Annotated in this window: 11 protein-coding genes; 3 read left to right on the forward strand and 8 right to left on the reverse strand. The window is 72.0% G+C overall.

The features are described from left to right. Window positions 1–244: 244 nt before the first annotated feature. Window positions 245–955, forward strand: coding sequence for an NAD(P)H-binding protein (locus ABZ281_RS11095; RefSeq protein ID WP_356654277.1), 711 nt, complete (start codon window positions 245–247; stop codon window positions 953–955). 41 nt (window positions 956–996) lie between these two features. On the opposite strand, the gene ABZ281_RS11100 is transcribed toward ABZ281_RS11095, so the two are convergent. The 8 genes from ABZ281_RS11100 to eccE form a co-directional block, all read right to left on the reverse strand. After that, window positions 997–1,998 (reverse strand): ABC transporter ATP-binding protein, encoded by a 1,002-nt coding sequence (locus ABZ281_RS11100; RefSeq protein WP_356654279.1) that lies wholly within the window; start codon window positions 1,996–1,998, stop codon window positions 997–999. Then, window positions 1,995–3,083, reverse strand: a complete 1,089-nt coding sequence (locus ABZ281_RS11105) for an ABC transporter ATP-binding protein (protein WP_356654281.1) — start codon at window positions 3,081–3,083, stop codon at window positions 1,995–1,997. Before ABZ281_RS11105 ends, ABZ281_RS11100 begins: the two co-directional genes overlap by 4 nt. Continuing rightward, window positions 3,080–3,991, reverse strand: a complete 912-nt coding sequence (locus ABZ281_RS11110) for an ABC transporter permease (RefSeq protein WP_356654283.1) — start codon at window positions 3,989–3,991, stop codon at window positions 3,080–3,082. The genes ABZ281_RS11105 and ABZ281_RS11110 overlap by 4 nt, the downstream gene beginning before the upstream one ends. Then, window positions 3,988–5,034 (reverse strand): ABC transporter permease, encoded by a 1,047-nt coding sequence (locus ABZ281_RS11115; protein ID WP_356654285.1) that lies wholly within the window; start codon window positions 5,032–5,034, stop codon window positions 3,988–3,990. Before ABZ281_RS11115 ends, ABZ281_RS11110 begins: the two co-directional genes overlap by 4 nt. An 18-nt stretch (window positions 5,035–5,052) precedes the next feature. Next, the gene (locus ABZ281_RS11120) at window positions 5,053–6,906 is read right to left on the reverse strand and encodes an ABC transporter substrate-binding protein (protein WP_356654287.1); all 1,854 of its coding nucleotides are present in this window, start codon (window positions 6,904–6,906) and stop codon (window positions 5,053–5,055) included. A gap of 295 nt (window positions 6,907–7,201) precedes the next feature. Next, window positions 7,202–11,188 (reverse strand): SCO5717 family growth-regulating ATPase, encoded by a 3,987-nt coding sequence (locus ABZ281_RS11125; protein WP_356654289.1) that lies wholly within the window; start codon window positions 11,186–11,188, stop codon window positions 7,202–7,204. Between the two features lie 335 nt (window positions 11,189–11,523). Then, the gene (locus ABZ281_RS11130) at window positions 11,524–12,312 is read right to left on the reverse strand and encodes a hypothetical protein (protein ID WP_356654291.1); all 789 of its coding nucleotides are present in this window, start codon (window positions 12,310–12,312) and stop codon (window positions 11,524–11,526) included. Then, window positions 12,309–13,625 (reverse strand): type VII secretion protein EccE, encoded by a 1,317-nt coding sequence (eccE, locus tag ABZ281_RS11135; RefSeq protein WP_356654293.1) that lies wholly within the window; start codon window positions 13,623–13,625, stop codon window positions 12,309–12,311. Before eccE ends, ABZ281_RS11130 begins: the two co-directional genes overlap by 4 nt. A 196-nt stretch (window positions 13,626–13,821) precedes the next feature. Between eccE and eccB the strand changes: the two genes are divergently transcribed. After that, a complete protein-coding gene (gene eccB / locus ABZ281_RS11140; RefSeq protein WP_356654295.1) occupies window positions 13,822–15,348 on the forward strand; it encodes a type VII secretion protein EccB in 1,527 nt (508 codons plus the stop codon). A gap of 11 nt (window positions 15,349–15,359) precedes the next feature. Then, window positions 15,360–16,631 carry a type VII secretion-associated serine protease mycosin gene (gene mycP, locus ABZ281_RS11145; protein WP_356654297.1) on the forward strand — a complete coding sequence of 424 codons (1,272 nt, stop codon included), beginning with the start codon at window positions 15,360–15,362 and terminating at the stop codon, window positions 16,629–16,631. Window positions 16,632–16,706: the final 75 nt, after the last annotated feature.

A 16,706-nucleotide genomic window follows, 5' to 3' on the forward strand; every position in this document is an offset into this window, starting at 1 on the left:
GTTCGGCGATGGCCCGCATGGTGAGCGCGTTCGCCCCCTTCTCGTCCGCCACGGCCACCGCCGTGCGGATCACGCGCTCGCGACTGAGCGGAGTGCGCGCCGACCCCCTCCGTCGGCCCTTGTTTCCCTCGGGCATCCAGGCCCTCCTTCTCGCTTCCCTCGTGCGCTCCCCTTGACCGCCTTACAGCATAAGGCTAGCTTGCCTTACAACATAAGGTAGACATTCCGGCGAAGGGGCTGTGCCATGGACACGGATCGCGTGAAGAAGGTCTGCATCATCGGTGCTTCGGGGAAGCTCGGGCAGTACATGGTCGGGCACGCGCTGGAGCGCGGCTACGAGGTGGTCGGGGTGTGCCGGGAGCGCAGCGTGCCGAAGCTGGCCGCGTTCGAAGGCCGGATCACCGTCGTTCCCGGAGACACGAACGACCCGGAGGTGATCCGGCGGGCGGTCGCCGGGTGCGACGGGGTACTGACGGTCCTGGTGCCGTGGGGTGTACGGCAGTACGCGTCGGGCACGGCGCAGGCGGTGCTCGACCACGCACGGCCGGGCGCGCGCCTGGTCTTCTCCTGCGGCTGGCACATCACACGCGACGGCAAGGACACGTACTCACGGATGTTCACCCTGGGCGTCCGGATCGCCGCCGTACTGGGCAAGCTCGTCCGCGCCGTCGAGATCGACGACCAGGTCGAGGCCTGCCGGCGGGTCTTCGCCAGCGACACCCGGTGGACCGTGGTGCGCGGCAGCAGCCTGGAGGAGGGCGAGAGCCAGGGCCTGCCCGTGTGGAGCCGGCATGTCGGCGACCCGGTCCTGGCCGGCAACCTGACGCGCCGGGTGGACTTCGCGCTGTTCATGGTGGAAGCACTCACCGACGACACGCTCGTCCAGGAGGCCCCGGCGATCGTCGGCTGCCGGACGCCCAGCGCCCTCGCCCACGCCGGGGAGCCTCACGCCTAGCCGGGCGACGCGCCACCCGGGGCGCCCCGCTCGGCCGCGCTTCAGCGCGTCGCCCAGTGGCATGCCACCTGTGCCGTGCCGCCGCCGTCGAGGATCTCCGGATCCTGACCGCAGCACGCGCCCGCGACGCCCGCCCGTTCCGCCTCACCGCTCGCCAGCACCTGGCAGCGGGCGTGGAAGCGGCACCCCGGCGGCACACGCGACGGGTCCGGGGGCTCGCCCGTGAGGATCACCGGGTCTCCCGGGGCCTCCGGGAGGACGGACAGCAGCGCCTGCGTGTAGGGATGCCGGGGTGCCGTGAGGACCTGCTCCACCGCACCCGTCTCCACGATCCGGCCCAGGTACATCACGGCGACCCGGTCGGCGATGTTCCACGCCAGGCCCAGGTCGTGCGTGACCACCAGCGCGGACAGGCCCAGTTCGGTGCGCAGCCGCAGCAGCAGGGCGAGGATCTCGCCGCGTACCGAGGCGTCGAGGGACGCCACCGGCTCGTCGGCGACGAGGAGTTCGGGTTCCAGGACGAGTGCCCCGGCGATGACGACCCGCTGGCGCTGCCCGCCGGACAGTTCGTGCGGGTAGCGCAGGAAGAAGCGCTCCGGGGGGCGCAGGCCGGCCCGGGACAGGGCATCGGCGACCGCAGTGCGTTCGTCGCCCCCGTATCCGTGGATGCGAAGGCCCTCGGCGACCGCGTCGTACACCGTGTGGCGGGGGTTGAGCGAGCCGCTCGGGTCCTGGAGGACCAGCTGGACGCGTTTGCGGTAGGCCTTGAGCGAGCGGCCGGAGTAGTCCAGCGGGCGGCCGTCGAAGGTGACCCGGCCCGCCGTCGGCTCGACCAGCCCGAGCAGGCCGCGGGCCAGGGTCGTCTTGCCGCAGCCGGACTCGCCGACCAGGGCGACGATCTCGCCTCGGCGGATGTCGAGGTCGACGCCGTCCACCGCGCGGGCCCGAGGACCGCCGTGCCGGCCGGGGAAGGTGACGTGGAGGCCCTGGGCGCTGAGCAGGGGGGCCGTGGTGACCTCGGGGGCCGTGGGGGAGAGGGTCATGGCGTGCCGGGCCTCGCTTTCTCAAGGGCCTCCGGTTCGTCGGCCGAGCTGTTCCCAGGTGCCTCCGGTGCGACGGCCGGGGCGGCCTCCGGGTTGGCCGTCGCCCGCTCTTCGGCGGTTTCCGCTCCCGCTCCGGGCGGCCCGACCAGCACACACGCGGCCCGCCGCTCCGGCCCCGCCGTCCGCAGCACCGGGTCCTCCTCGGGGCACGACTCCAGCGCCACCGGGCAGCGCGGATGGAACGTGCACCCCGACGGCAGCGCCGCCGGGTCCGGCGGGTCGCCCGCCAGTCCCTGCGGGGCGAACCGGGACGCCGGGTCGCCGATGCGCGGGAAGGCGGCCGACAGAGCCCGGGCGTAGGGGTGCCGGGCGTCCTCGTACACCTGCCGGGCCGGGCCCTCCTCGACCACCCGGCCCGCGTACATCACCGCGAGCCGGTCGCAGGTGTCGGCGAGGACGGCGAGATCGTGGCTGATCATGATCAGGCCGAGGTCCTGGTCCGCGACCAACTGCTCGATGAGCCGGAGGATCTGGGCCTGGATCATCACATCGAGCGCGGTCGTCGGCTCGTCCGCGATGATGAGCCGCGGGCCGCAGGCCAGGGCCATGGCGATCATGACGCGCTGGCGCTGGCCGCCTGACAGTTCGTGCGGGTAGGCGTCCGCGCGGGCTGCCGGCAGACCGACCTGCTCCAGCAGCTCACCGGCCCTCTTCTTCGCCCCGGCCGCCGTGGCCTTCCGGTGCAGCAGGATCGGCTCGGCGATCTGGTCGCCGACGCGGTGCACGGCGTTGAGGGAGTGCATCGCGCCCTGGAAGACGAGGGAGGCCCCGGCCCAGCGGACCGCCCGGACCCGGCCCCACTTCATGGCCAGCACGTCCTCGCCGTCCAGGAGCACCTCCCCGGTGATCCGCGCTCCCGCCGGCAGCAGCCGCAGCAGGGCCAGCGCCAGCGTGGACTTGCCACAGCCGGACTCCCCGGCGAGGCCGAGCTTTTGTCCCGCGTCCAGGCGCAGGTCCACCCCGCGCACGGCGGCCGCCCCGCCCGCGTACGTCACGGTCAGGTTCCTGACGTCGAGCAGAGTCAACGCGACACCCCCAGCCTGGGGTTGAGGACGGACTCCACGGCCCGGCCGCACAGCGTGAACGCCAGCGCCACCACGGCGATGGCGATGCCCGGCGGCACCAGGTACCACCAGTCCCCGGCACTGACCGCGCCCGCCTCGCGCGCGTCCTGGAGCAGTCCGCCCCACGACACGACGGTGGGGTCGCCCAGGCCGAGGAAGGCGAGCGTCGCCTCCGCGAGGATGGCCGAGGAGATGATGAGGGTCGTCTGGGCCAGTACCAGCGGCATCACATTGGGCAGGACGTGCCGGGACATGATGTGCCAGTGGCCGCCGCCGAGCGCCTGCGCCCGCTCGATGTACGGGCGGGTCTCCACGGCGAGGGTCTGAGCGCGCACCAGCCGGGCCGTGGTCGGCCAGGTGGTGACGCCGATCGCCACGACGGTCGTGGTCAGCGAGCGGGACATCACGGTCGCCAGGGCGATCGCGAGCACCAGCGTCGGCATGACCAGGAACCAGTCGGTGATCCGCATCATCACCGTCGCGTACCAGCCCTCGAAGTGCCCCGCCGTCACCCCGATCAGGGTGCCGATCGCCACCGACAGCACGGCGGCGAGCAGCCCGACCAGCAGCGACACCCGCGAGCCCCAGATCACCAGGCCCAGCAGGTCGCGCCCGAACTGGTCGGTGCCGAGCGGGAACTCGGCACTCGGGCTCTGCATCGGGCGCCCCGGGGCGTCGGTCACGCTGCTCACGTCGGAGCCGACGAACAGCGGTGCGAACAGCGCCAGCAGCGCGCACAGCGCGAGCACCGTCAGGCCGTACAGCCCCGCCCGTTCGGAGCGGTACTGCCGGCAGAAGCGGGCGACGGAGGCCCGGCGCCGCTGCCGGGCCAGGGCGCGAGGGCTGGGGGCCCTCTCGGTCGTCGTCATCGGGCCACCCGGGGGTCCAGCAGCGGATAGACCAGGTCGGCGAGGGTGTTCATCAGGATCACCGCGGCGGCGAACACAAAGAACAGCCCCTGCACGAGCGGCAGATCGGGCACGCTCAGCGCCTGGTAGAACAGTCCGCCGAGGCCGGGCCAGGAGAACACCGTCTCCACGAGGATCACACCCGCCACCGTCCGGCCGAGGTTGATGAAGATCAGCGTCACGGTCGGCAGCAGCGCGTTCGGCACGGCGTGCCGACGACGGACGAGGTCGTCGCGCAGCCCCTTGGCCCGCGCGGTCGTCAGATAGTCGCTGCCCATCTCGTCCAGCAGCGCCGACCGCGTGACCAGCAGCGTCTGCCCGTACTCCACGGCCACCAGCGTCACCACCGGCAGCACCAGATGGTGCGCCACGTCGAGGACGTACGCGAAGCCCTCCTTGCCGCCCGACTCCATGCCGCCGGTCGGGAACATGCCGGGCAGCGGGCCGATACCCACCGACAGCACGATGATCAGCAGCAGCCCCAGCCAGAAGGACGGGATGGAGTACAGCGTCAGCGCGAGACCCGTGTTGACGCGGTCGCCGAGCCTGCCGTGCCGCCACGCCGACCGGGTGCCGAGGAGGATGCCCAGCGCCGTGTAGAGGACGAACGCGGTCCCGGTGAGCAGCAGGGTGTTCGGCAGCGCCTCGGTGATCTTGTCGACGACGGGGGCGCGGAACTGGTACGACGTCCCGAAGTCGCCCGTGAGGGCCTTGCCGCAGTAGTCCGTGAACTGCCGCCACAGCGGCAGGTCGAGCCCGAACTCCTCGCGGTAGGCGGCCAGCTGCTCCGCCGACACCTGACGGCCGCCCGTCATGGTCTTCACCGGGTCGCCGGGGATCAGCCGGAAGAGGAAGAAGCTGGTCACGAGCACGGCCAGCAGTGAGACGGCGGCACCGGCCACCTTGCCCACCAGGTACCGCGGGTACGCGGAGCTCTTGCGTACCCGCGGCCCGGCCGTCCTCTGCTTGTCCTCGACCAGCGCGGGGGTCGCGTCAGCGGTCATGAGTACCCGCTCGCCGCCCTACTCGCGTTCCTCGGCGGTGGCCCGCCGCCGCATCGCCGCGAAGGCGCCGAGCCCGCCGAGGATCACGACACCCGCGACGATCCCGACCACGACCCCCGTCGACAACGCGTTGTCCGAGGACCCGCCGGAGTCCGCGGGCACCGCCGACCACCAGCTCCAGTAGCCGTCCTGCCCGTAGATGTTGCCCGCCTTCGCCGGCATGGTCGTGATCGACTTGATCTGGTCCGTCCGGAAGGCCTCGACCGCGTTCGGATACGCCATGACGTTCATGTACCCGAGGTCGTACAGCCGCGACTCCATCTGCTTGACGATGTCCGCCCGTTTGGCGGGATCGTACTCGGTGAGCTGCCGGGCGTAGAGCTCGTCGTACTTCTTGTCGCAGATGAAGTTGTCCGTCGCGCCCGTCTCCTCGGGGGTCGCCGGGAGCGCCCCGCAGGTGTGGATGGACAGCACGAAGTCGGGGTCGGGATTGACCGACCAGCCGTCGAACGCCAGGTCGTACGTGCCGGCCAGCCACGGGTCGGTCACGTTGTCCAGGCAGTTGAGCCGGACGCCGATGCCGAGCGTGCCCCACCACTCCTGGAGGTACTTGCCGACCGCCTTGTCGTTCGGGTCGGTGGCGTGGCACAGCACGCGGTAGGTGATCGGCTTGCCGTCCTTGCCGACGCGTTTGCCGTCGCCGTTCTTCTTGTACCCCGCCTGGTCGAGCAGCCGGGCCGCCTCGGCCGGGTCGTACGCCAGCTTCCGGTCCGCGGACGGCTTCCAGAAGTAGTCCTGGAAGCGCGGCGGGATGTAGCCCTCTCCCTCGACGGCGTGGCCCCGGAACACCTTGTCGATGATGGCCTCGCGGTCGACGGCCCGGAACAGCGCGTTGCGCACCCGCTGGTCCAGCAGGGAGGGGTGGCCGTCGCCGAACTTCTTGCCGTTCTTCGCCTTCGCTCCGGGGTTGGTGGCGAGGGCGTAGAAGCGGCGGCCGGGGGCGTCGTTCACCTGGATGTCGTCCGCGCCCCTCAACGACTCCGCCTGAGCGGGCGTCAGGGACGGGGACCCGGCGACGAAGGACACCTCGCCCTTGCGCAGCGCCGACACGGCGGCGTCCTGGTCCTTGTAGTAGCGGAAGACCAGCTCGTCGAACTTCGGCGACCCGCGCCAGAAGTCCTTGTTGGCCTTGAGTCGGACATAGCTGTCGGCCTTGTAGCCGCTCAGCACGAAGGGCCCGTTCCCCACGACGGGGAAGCTCTTGTCATTGTTGAACTCGGAGAAGTCGGACACCTTCTCCCACACGTGCTTCGGTACGATCGGCACGTCCAGCGCGGCCATCGTGGCCTGCGGCTTCTTCAGCTCGATGACCAGCTCGGTGGGGCTCGGGGCCGTCACTTTCCGGAAGTTGCCGACGTAGCTGCCGTTCGCCGTGGCCGCGCCGGTGTCGGTCATCATCTTGTTGAAGGTCCACGCCGCGTCCTCGGCGGTGGCCCGTTGCCCGTCCGACCACTTGGAGTTGGCGCGGATCGTGTACGTCCAGGTCAGCTTGTCCGGCGACGGCTCCCACTTGGTGGCCAGGCCCGGGATGGCGTGGTTGTCCTTGGGGTCGTAGTTGGTCAGGTACTCGTACATGAGCCGGTGGATGCTCGTGCTGAGCAGCCGGACCGCGAGGAACGGGCTGAGCGAGTCCACGCTCTGCGCCACGGCGACGGTCAGCACCTTCTTGCCGTCGTCGGCCGCCCGGGCCTGCTGGGGTGCCGGGCCGAGCGGGGTCGCGAGACCGGCGGTGAGGGTGAGCGCGGCGGCCCCGGCCAGGGCGACGAGCCGGAGGCCGTGCGGGAGGCGGCGTTTCTGATCGTTCGTGCCCATGGTCGGACCTCGCGTCATCGCTCGGACGGGAAGGACGGGTTGATCAGCTGTCAGATGCGTGATGTGTGTGTACCAGCGCCCTCTCCACCCGTCAACGGCGCGTTCACCCCTTGTGGCCTGCGGAAATAACGAATTGGCGAGCTTTTCGCACCCATTGGTCGAGACCACTGACGCGCCCCTGGCCAGGGCCTGGCAACGGAATTCCGCCCCTGAACGCGCCGAGGCCCGCGCCGAGTCGGAACGGCGTGGGCCAACGGGGATCGGCCCCTCGAAAGGGGCCGATCGGGTGAGGCGATTACTGCGTCGGAGGCGGGGGCGGCGGGGTCTGCCCGTCGGGCTGGGCCGGGTGGCCGGGCTGACCCGGTTGACCGGGCTGGGGGTAGCCGTAGCCCGGCTGCGGGGGAGCGGCCGGGGGCTGACCGGGCTGCGCGTACGGCTGTCCCGGCTGCGGGTACGGCTGTCCGGGGTGGGCCGCCGGCTGCCCGGCGTGCTGACCGGGCTGCTCCGGCTGTCCGGCTTGCGGGTAGGGCGGCTGGGCCGCGGCCTGCGGGTAGGGCTGACCGGGCTGGACCAGGGGCTGACCCGGTTGGGCGTAGGGCTCGCCGGGCTGGGCGTAGGGCTCGCCGGGCTGCGGGTACGGCTGACCCGGCTGGGGGTACGGCTGGCCCTGCTGGGGGTACGGCTGGCCGGGCTGCGGCTGCGGCTGCGCCTGTTGCGGTTGCTGGGGCTGCTGCGGGTGCGCGCCCGGCTGGCCGGGAGCGGGCTGCTGCTGACCGGGGTAGGGAGGCTGCCCCGGCTGCTGGGCGTAGGGCTGTCCGGGTCGGGCGTGGGGGTCGCCGGGCTGCAGGTACGGCTGGCCCGGCTGGCCGGGCTGGGCATACGGCTGGCCGGGCTGGGCATGGCCGGGCATCGGCGGGGCCGCGACCGGCGGCGGGTTGCCGTCGGAGGTCCACAGGCCGTGCGCCTGCTGGTGGCGGATGAAGTCCTCGGCGACCATCGCCGTGAGGTTGAAGTACGCCTCCCGCACCTTCGGCCGCATCATGTCGAGGTCGACCTCGGCACCGGCGGCGAGGTGCTCGTCGAAGGGCACGACGACAACGCCCCGGCAACGGGTCTCGAAGTGCGTCACGATGTCCTCGACCTTGATCATCTTGCCGGTCTCGCGGACCCCGGAGATGACGGTGATGGACCGTGAGACGAGGTCGGCGTACCCGTGCGCGGACAGCCAGTCCAGCGTGGTGCTCGCACTGCTCGCCCCGTCCACGGACGGCGTCGAGATGATGATGAGCTGGTCGGCGAGGTCCAGCACGCCGCGCATGGCGCTGTACAGCAGACCGGTACCGGAGTCGGTGAGGATCACCGGATACTGCTTGCCCAGCACGTCGATCGCGCGCCGGTAGTCCTCGTCGTTGAAGGTCGTGGACACGGCCGGGTCGACGTCGTTGGCGATGATCTCCAGGCCGGAGGGCGCCTGGGACGTGAACCGCCGGATGTCCATGTACGAGTTGAGGTACGGGATCGCCTGGACGAGGTCACGGATGGTCGCCCCGGTCTCCCGCCGCACCCGGCGCCCGAGCGTGCCCGCGTCCGGGTTGGCGTCGATCGCGAGGATCTTGTCCTGCCGCTCGGTGGCGAGCGTCGAGCCCAGCGCGGTGGTCGTGGTCGTCTTGCCGACACCGCCCTTGAGGCTGATCACGGCGATCCGGTAGCAGGACAGCACGGGCGTGCGGATCAGGTCGAGCTTGCGCTGCCGCTCGGCCTCCTCCTTCTTGCCGCCGATCTTGAACCGCCCGCCACCGGCCGCCGGACGACTGCTCTTCGCCTTCTGCTTCTTGCTGTTGAGCAGCCGGTCGGACGACAGCTCCACGGCAGCGGTGTAACCGAGCGGCGCGGCCCCGGGGTTGGTCGGCTGTCGCTGGTCGTGCTGCATGGGCTGCGGCCAGGCGGCACCGGTACGGGGGTCGACGGGCTGCTGGGGCTGACCGGGGTAACCCTGCTGGGCCGACTGCCCGGGCTGAACCGGCTGCTGCTCGGGCTGCCCGGCGTGCGGCGGCTGGGCCTCGGGCTGCGACTGGGCCTGCGGGGGTACGCCGGGGTGGGGCTGGAGCTGCTGGGCGCCCGGCTGCGGGAAGCCGTAGCCGCCCTGGGCGTCAGGGGTGGCCGGGTGAGGGAATCCGTAGCCGGCCTGCGGGGCCGGCGCGGGGGCGGGCGGTGCGACGGGCTGCTGGGCCGGGGGCTGTTGGGCTGCCGGGGCGGGTGCGCCCTGCTGCGGGAAGCCGTAGCCGCCCTGCGCGTGGGGCGCGTGCGGGCCGCCCGGCTGCTGGGCGGGGGAAGGCTGTGCGGCCGGGGCCGGGACCGGGGCGCCGGGGTGGGGGAAGCCATAGCCGCCCTGGGCATTCGGCGCGGCCGGGGGCTGAGCTCCGGGGTGCGGGAAGCCGTAGCCGCCGGGCTGAGGTACGGGCTGGGCGGGCGGCTGGTTCGGAGGCGTCGGTGCGGCCGGCTGGTTCCACGCGGCGGGCGCGGGCTGCGGCGCCTGGGGCTGGAACGGCGGCTGCTGGGCGGGTACCGACGGTTGCGGCGGCATCGGCGGCTGACCCTGCGCAGGCATATTCGTGTCGGCGGGCCGAGCCTCCGGCTGGGGCTGCTGGTGAGGCTGCACGGGCCACTGGTTCACAGGCGCCGGGGCCGCCGGCTGGTACGACGGCGGCAGGGGTGGCACACCCTGCGGGAGCGGGGGAACCGAGTCGGACGGCGCGGTCTGCGCAGCCTCGGGGGCCGGGACGGTCGGAACGGCGTCCCCCGGCTCGCTCCCCGAGGACGCGAGGTGGGCGGGGGGCACGTCGGCGGGCTCGTCAGGAGCCGCCACGGCGTCCTCACGCCGGTGCTCGTCCCCGGCCGGTACGGCATCCTCGGGCTCGGGCTGGACATCGTCGGGCTCGTCGGCCTCCGACGGGGCGTCCTCGGCCGCGGCGTTCTCCGCCTCGGCGTCCTTGTCCTCGGTCTCTTCCGAACGGGCGTCGTCGGCGGACCCCCCGTCCTGGATGACGGCGTCTTCGGACTCGCTGTCGTCGGCTGCCACGACAGGCGGTTCGACCACCACGGGCGCCGCGTCCTCGCCCTCCGGCCGCGCCCCCTCCGGCTCGGCCTCGTCGGCCGACGGCACGTCCGCGAAGGCGTCCGCGTCCAGCGCGTGCTCCGAGACCCCGTCGGAGGCGTCGTCGGCCTCCGTGTCGGGGTCGTGGCCCTCCGCGTCGTCAGGGCCGTGGTCCTCCGTGTCATCCGCGTGGACAGCGCTGCCGGCCTCGTCGGCGGCCTTGTCCGCCTCGATGTCATCCTCGCCCTCGGCGTCGGGGGTACCGAGCACGCCGGGCGTGGAAACCGTCTCCGCGGCGGCCCGCTCCTCGATCTCCCGCTTCAAAGCGACGGCGGAGAAGCGCATGGTGGCGCCGCTGTCCAGATCGCCGGCCGACGGCTCTGCCGCACCGGCAGCCACAGCCGGAACCTCGGGAGTCCCGGACGCGGTGGGAGGAGTGGCAGGAGAAGTGGCCGGAGCCTCGGGAGCGTGCGGAGCGGCAGGAGCCACCTCAGGAGCAGCCGGGTTCGCCTCTGGAGCAGGACCAGCCGGGGCCGTCTCCGGCGGAGTCGGCGGCGTCCACTGTGCCTGATACCCGCCCACGGGGATGTTCGGCACAGCTGTGGGAGAGGCCGGACCCGCCTGGGGCGTCTCGGACTGCGCCTGCTGCGACGCCTGCGGCTCGAAACCGCTCCCCATCGGCAGCCTGGGCACACCGGTCGGTCCTCCCGCGGCCGGCGGGGTGAAGGTCGCACCCGGAGCGGGCGGCGGGGGCGTGAACGGAGCACCCGGAGCGGGCGGCGGCGCGGGCGGCGTGAAGGGCGCACCGGGCGCCGGAGCCGGCTGCGACGCCGAGGCCGGTTCCTGAGGGGGACTCTGCGCCGAGAAAGCCGAGGCCCCACCGGACGGATTGGCATGCGGCGGCGGAGTCAGCCCGGGCAGCGGCGGCACCGGCCCCTTCGGCATTCCGGAGCCTCCGGGCGCCCCGGAACCCCCGGGTCCTCCGGCAGCCCCCGAAGGACCGGACTCCTCGGACGCCCCCGCCCCCTGTCCCGAGGACGAGTTCCCCGCTGCGTTCTGCGTGTACCAGGCGGGTGGCGCGTAGTCGATGGTGAACTCGCCCGTCACCTCTGCTGCGGACTCCGCGTCGGGCTGGTCATCGCCGGGTGTCGCCCAGCCCCCGCGGATCCCGTCCCGATCGCTGCTCACAGTGTTCCTCCTGGTGTGGTCCAGCACCCTCATGCCGTGCTGGGGCGACCCTTGCTTGTCGTCCGACGTCGTGCGAAGTCGTGTGAGGCGTGTCAGAGGTCGTCCGAGGTCGTCCGCTCCACAGGCTCCCCCGCCTTCCCCCTGGGGCGCCGACCGCCTACCACGGGTTCTGACGGCGCGCCCCGTCCCAGCCTAATCACCACAAGCCCCGCCCCGGCAGGCCCGTCTGCTCCTCCACAGCAACGCTGGACTTCGGAAAGCAGGCCAAATGGGACGCAGTTGCTGGCGCAATATTGGCAAACCGGGCGCTACGCACGGTTTCGCTGCCAGGTCCGTCAGTCCATCCGACGTGGCGTACCCAACAGCCCGGTCTCCGCGTCCGTGGGCTGTGTCATCACATATTGCCGATCGCGGTTGGTACACCACAGGGTGAGGCCGTCGGAGAGGCCAGGCAGGGAGTCCATTTCGGCCCGGGTGAGCGCCATCGCTCGGCCCAGTTCCGTGGCCTCGTCGGGCGACACCCTCTGAATTCCGACCAGCCGCGCCTGCCGCACGAGCCGCGGAGCGACCGGGCTGACGTACGGCAACAGGGTCAGAACCGACTGCCAAGGCCCCGAGGCCACGCGACCGCGAGGTGGCCGCATCCCGCAGTCACGTACCACCAGCACCGGCGTACCGGCCGAGGCACCCAGCGGCGGCACCCGCCCGACGTCGTACACGGCCATCCCGTTCTGACCGCCACCCATGGCGTGCACCATCGGCATCCAGGCCTGCGCCCGCGCCGTCTCCACGGCGACCCGCGTCCCCGTTGCCGCCGCCCTGAGCGCGATGACCTGCACGGTCCACAGCCCGCCGATGAGCACGACGTCGTACGGCAGCGGCCGATTGAGACCGAGCACCGCGGGCCGGTTTGCCGCGTCCACGCCGATGACGACGCCGTCGTCGGCGACGGGAAGAGCGAGGGTGTCCAGTTGGTCGACGTCCACGGAGTGCCGAGGATGTCTCGGGCCGGTCAATCCGAAGCCGCGGCGCAGCAGTTCACGCGCCCGCTCGGGGGCAGAGGTCTGTGGCTCGCCCCGGCCGGTGGCCGCCGCCTGTCCTGCGGGCGGGGTCGTCGCCGTCACCGGGCACCTCCGAGGGGCAGAGTGGCGAGCATGCCGGGGACCTGTTCCCGGTCGAGCCGGGCGAGCCCCATGCCCGTGTGCCGGGCCGCAGCCTGCACCGCGCGGCGGGCGGCGACGAGTTCGTCGTCGCTGCGCCCGGTCACCCGCAGGTGCCCGCAGACGGACACCTTCTTCCGCTCCCCCCGCCTGAGCGTGAGGCTGAAGGTGGTGGCGAGGGTGGGGACGGCGGTTACCAGAGCGACGAGCTGCGGCAGCGACGGCGCCCTCTCCCCACCCAGGGCGGGCCACCGATGGATCCAGTACGTGGTGTGTCTGCGGTTGTCGCAGCGCCAGTTCCGACCCGACTCCTCGGTCCGCCGCTCCCGCGTGTCCGTCCGCCCGGCCTCCGCCGTCACCAGCGGGTTGGCGCAGGCCGACGTGGCGATGGCCGAGGTCAACTGCTCCTCGTCTAGGAGGGTCGCCCGGAATCCGGATCCGGTGAGTCGGCTCGCGAGATGATCGGCGGCACGCACGACGCACTTCTGCGCTCCGACCAGGCCGCCCCCGCGCGCGGCCACCGCTTCCGCGCACAGTTCCGGATCGAGCTTCAAGGCGATCCATGTGATGCGTACGGCCGGAGCGCCCGTCTGCTCCTGCAAGGGGGCGTAGTTGGCGACTGCCACGGACTGCCGGGGCAGATGGATCGCGGGCGCGGGCTGGGTGTGGAGCACGACCTGCGCCGACTCAAGCCGGATACCGTCCACCTCCAAGGCGTCGTGCACCAGGGAGAGCGGCAACGGCTGCTTGTTCCGCTCGGCACGCAGCGCGGTGGCGTCGGCCTCGACATGCAGGACCGCGGTGACGAACGTACCGTCGCCGACGATTCCGACGGGTCGGCGGTCGCGGCCGCTGTACGTGTAGGTCCGCAGACTCGGGTCGCACTCCACCGCGGGCGCCAGGCCCGGCTCCGTGCCCTCCGGTATCGGCGTACTCGCGGCTCGCCGCTGCCGCGCACGCAACGCCTGAGCCGTGGCCAGCCACTCGGGCAGCGAACGCCCGCGGCGACGGAGGGAGGAGAGCAGCACCAGACAGCCGGCGAGGACAGCCGCAGGCACCACGGCCACGGGATCGATCACCCATCCGACGAGCAGGACGGCCGCCGCGACCTCGAACAAGACAAGGCGTTGCAACCGGAATGCCCCGACCTGACCCGAACGCACCCTGGAGTGGAGCGCGCCCGGCGAGGCCGGCCGCTGTGCCGGTCCCTGCCCGGAGGCCGAAGCTCCCCGTGTCCGCGATCGGTCACGGGCCCGGGCGCGCGTTCCGGAAGCCATCACTCCATCCCCCCGTTCTCCTGACAGCTACTGGTGTTTCAGCACCGCACCATGCCCTGAAGGCCCGGGCACCCTACCCGCTCCCCAAGTCCCCGCGGATACCAGGCATAGTAGGGGGCCGCTCTGACACCGGGGCGGTCGGCATGACACACCAGGCGAGCGCTACACATCTGAACACGGGGAGAGACAAGCAGAGATGGCATCTCGGCGCGACCAGCTCAATGCCTACACCTTCGCGAAGCGCCGCATGCTCGCGGCCTTCCTGCAGTCGTCGCCCGACGGTTCGGAGGAGGGGGCGCCTCGTCCACTGCGCGCGGTCGTCCCCGGCGCCATCGTGGGTGTGGTCGTCATGGCCGTGTTCGGGGCCTGGGGCATGTTCAAGCCCACCGCACCCAAGGGCTGGGACGAACCCAACGCCAAGGTGATCGTCGCCAGCGACTCGACCACGCGCTACGTCGTCCTGAAGACCGGCAAACAGGTCCAGCTGCACCCGGTCCTCAACATGGCCTCCGCGAAACTGCTCCTCAACGAAGGCCAGGGCGATGTGGTGACCGTCGCCGAGTCCGTCCTCGACAACGGCAAGATCCCCCACGGAGCCACCATCGGCATCCCGTACGCGCCCGACCGTCTCCCGTCGGCGTCCGAGGCGGGCGGCGAGAAGCGCTGGGCTGTCTGCGAACGCCCCAGCGCGGGCGGCGAGTCCATCCAGAAGGCCGCCCTGGTCCTCGCCTCCCGTGACGTGAAAGCGACCGAGGGCAAGGGCGAGAAACTGACGGGCGGGCAACTGCTCTACGTAGTGGCCCCGGACGGGAAGCACTACGTGGTGGACGCGAGCGGACGCTCGTACCCCGTCGACAAGAGCAACGAACTGCTGCTGCGCGCCGTCGTCGGCTCCGGACGCAAGCCGCAGAAGGTCTCCCGTGAGTGGCTGGAGACCCTGCACACCGGCGACCCGATCTCCTTCCCGAGGATCCCCGACCAGATCGGTGTCGCGGCCGACGCCCCAGGCCAACTGGACGCCAAGACCGACAAGGTCGGCATGGTCCTCAAGGCGTCCGACCTCAACAGCGATCAGTACTACGTGGTGTTGCCCGGCCGGGTCGCCCCCGTCTCGGCCTTCGTCGCCCAACTCCTGCTGTTCAGCGAGGACCTGGCCTCACTCGGCCAGGCCGGCGAAGCAAAGGACATGAGCCCGGGTGCGATCGTCCCCGGCAAGCCGTTCGGCACCGAGCACCGCTGGCCGACCGAAGACCCCCAGCCCGTCAACGATGCCTCCGGCGCCGCAGGAAGCCGCGGCACCGTCTGCAACGTCCTGCGCGGCGTCGACTCCGGCTCGGGGACCACGACCCTGAGCACCTGGGCCGGCACGGATTTCCCGGCCAAGCTCCCCACCGGCTCCTCCAGCGCCTACGTCACGCCCGGCTCCGGCCAGCTCTACCGCCAGTTCCAGGGCAGGGAGACCAAGGCCGGCCCCGTCTTCCTCGTCACCGACACCGGCCTGCGCTACGTCCTGCAGTCCAACGCCGACAGCGGCGCGGACGACGCCGGCATCGGCACGACGGCCAAGGACCGTCAGCAGGCCCAGCAGGAGGCCCAACAGGCCCGGACCCGGCTCGGCTACAAGGACGTCGACCCCGCGCCGATCCCCGTCGCCTGGTCGGAGTTCCTGCCCACCGGCCCACGCCTGTCGACGACGGCGGCACGCCAGCCGCAGGGTTCCTGAGGGGTCCGGACATGCCACACGTGCCCTCCCTCCTCCGGACGGCGACCACAGTGGTGGCCGCGACCGTGCTCACGACCGCCCCCGTCATCCTCGCACCCCCCGCGGCGGCGGCCGACCTCCCGTACTCGGATCAGTGCGCGTTCCCCAACGGCAAGTACCCGGGGCGGCCCTGGTCCCTGCAGCGCGTCCTCCTGGACGAGCTGTGGAGCCAGTCCACGGGCAAGGACATGCGGGTGGCGGTGATCGACACCGGCGTCGACGTGACCAACCCCCAACTCACCGACGCGGTCGACGTGAAGAGCGGCCGCAACTTCCTGCCCGAGAACCTCGAGGACGACGACGGCAACCCGATCGAGCGGGGCAAGGAGAACGGCACCACGGACACGGTCGGCCACGGCACCAAGGTCGCCGGCATCATCGCGGCCCGGCCCGTCAAGGGCACCGGCTTTGTGGGCCTGGCCCCCGATGCGACCATCATCCCGATCCAGCAGAACGACGCGGAGGGAAACGGCGACGTCGGCACCCTGACCGCCGCGATCCGCTACGCCGTCCAGGCCGGGGCCGACGTCATCAACATCTCCCAGGACACCACGAAACCGATGAAGTCGACGTCCGATCTGGCGCTGGCGATCAACCAGGCCCTGGCCCGGAAGATCGTGGTCGTGGCATCGGCGGGCAACGACGGCCTCGGCGGCAACGTCAAGGAGACCTACCCGGCTTCCTACGAGGGCGTCCTGGCCGTCGCCGCCTCGGACCGCAACAACGAGCGCGCCGCCTTCTCCCAGTCCGGCGAGTTCGTCGGCGTCGCGGCCCCCGGTGTCGACATGATCTCCACCGTCCCCAAGGGCGGCCACTGCTCCGACAACGGTACGAGCTTCTCGGCGCCGTACGTCGCCGGCCTCGCGGCGCTGATCAAGGCGAAACACCGCGACTGGACGGCCCGGCAGATCGTCGCCCAGATCGAACAGACCGCGGAGCGCACCACCGCCGGCCACGACCGTCTGGTCGGCTGGGGAGTGGTCGACCCCGTACGAGCCCTGACACAGGACGAATACCCCATAGAGTCCCCCAACCCCCAGGCAGGCCTGGGTAAACCGGAAGCCCCCACCCCGGCCAAGTTCCAGATCGGCGAAACCGCCGAGGAACGCAACGCCCGCCTCGCCACGTACGTGGCCGTGGGCGCGGTGGTCCTCGTCGCAGGGATGGGCGGCACGGCGGTGGCGCTCCGGGACGCGCGGCGCAGGCAGAAGCGACGGGCGGAGGGCGGATCATGGACGCGCTGACCGAACTGAACGTCCTCGGCCTCATCCTGTCCGCCGTGCTGCTGGCCATGGCCTGCGCACACGACGGCACCCATG

It is taken from the genome of Streptomyces sp. NPDC006265 (genome assembly GCF_040613555.1).
Taxonomy (GTDB): Bacteria; Actinomycetota; Actinomycetes; order Streptomycetales; family Streptomycetaceae; genus Streptomyces.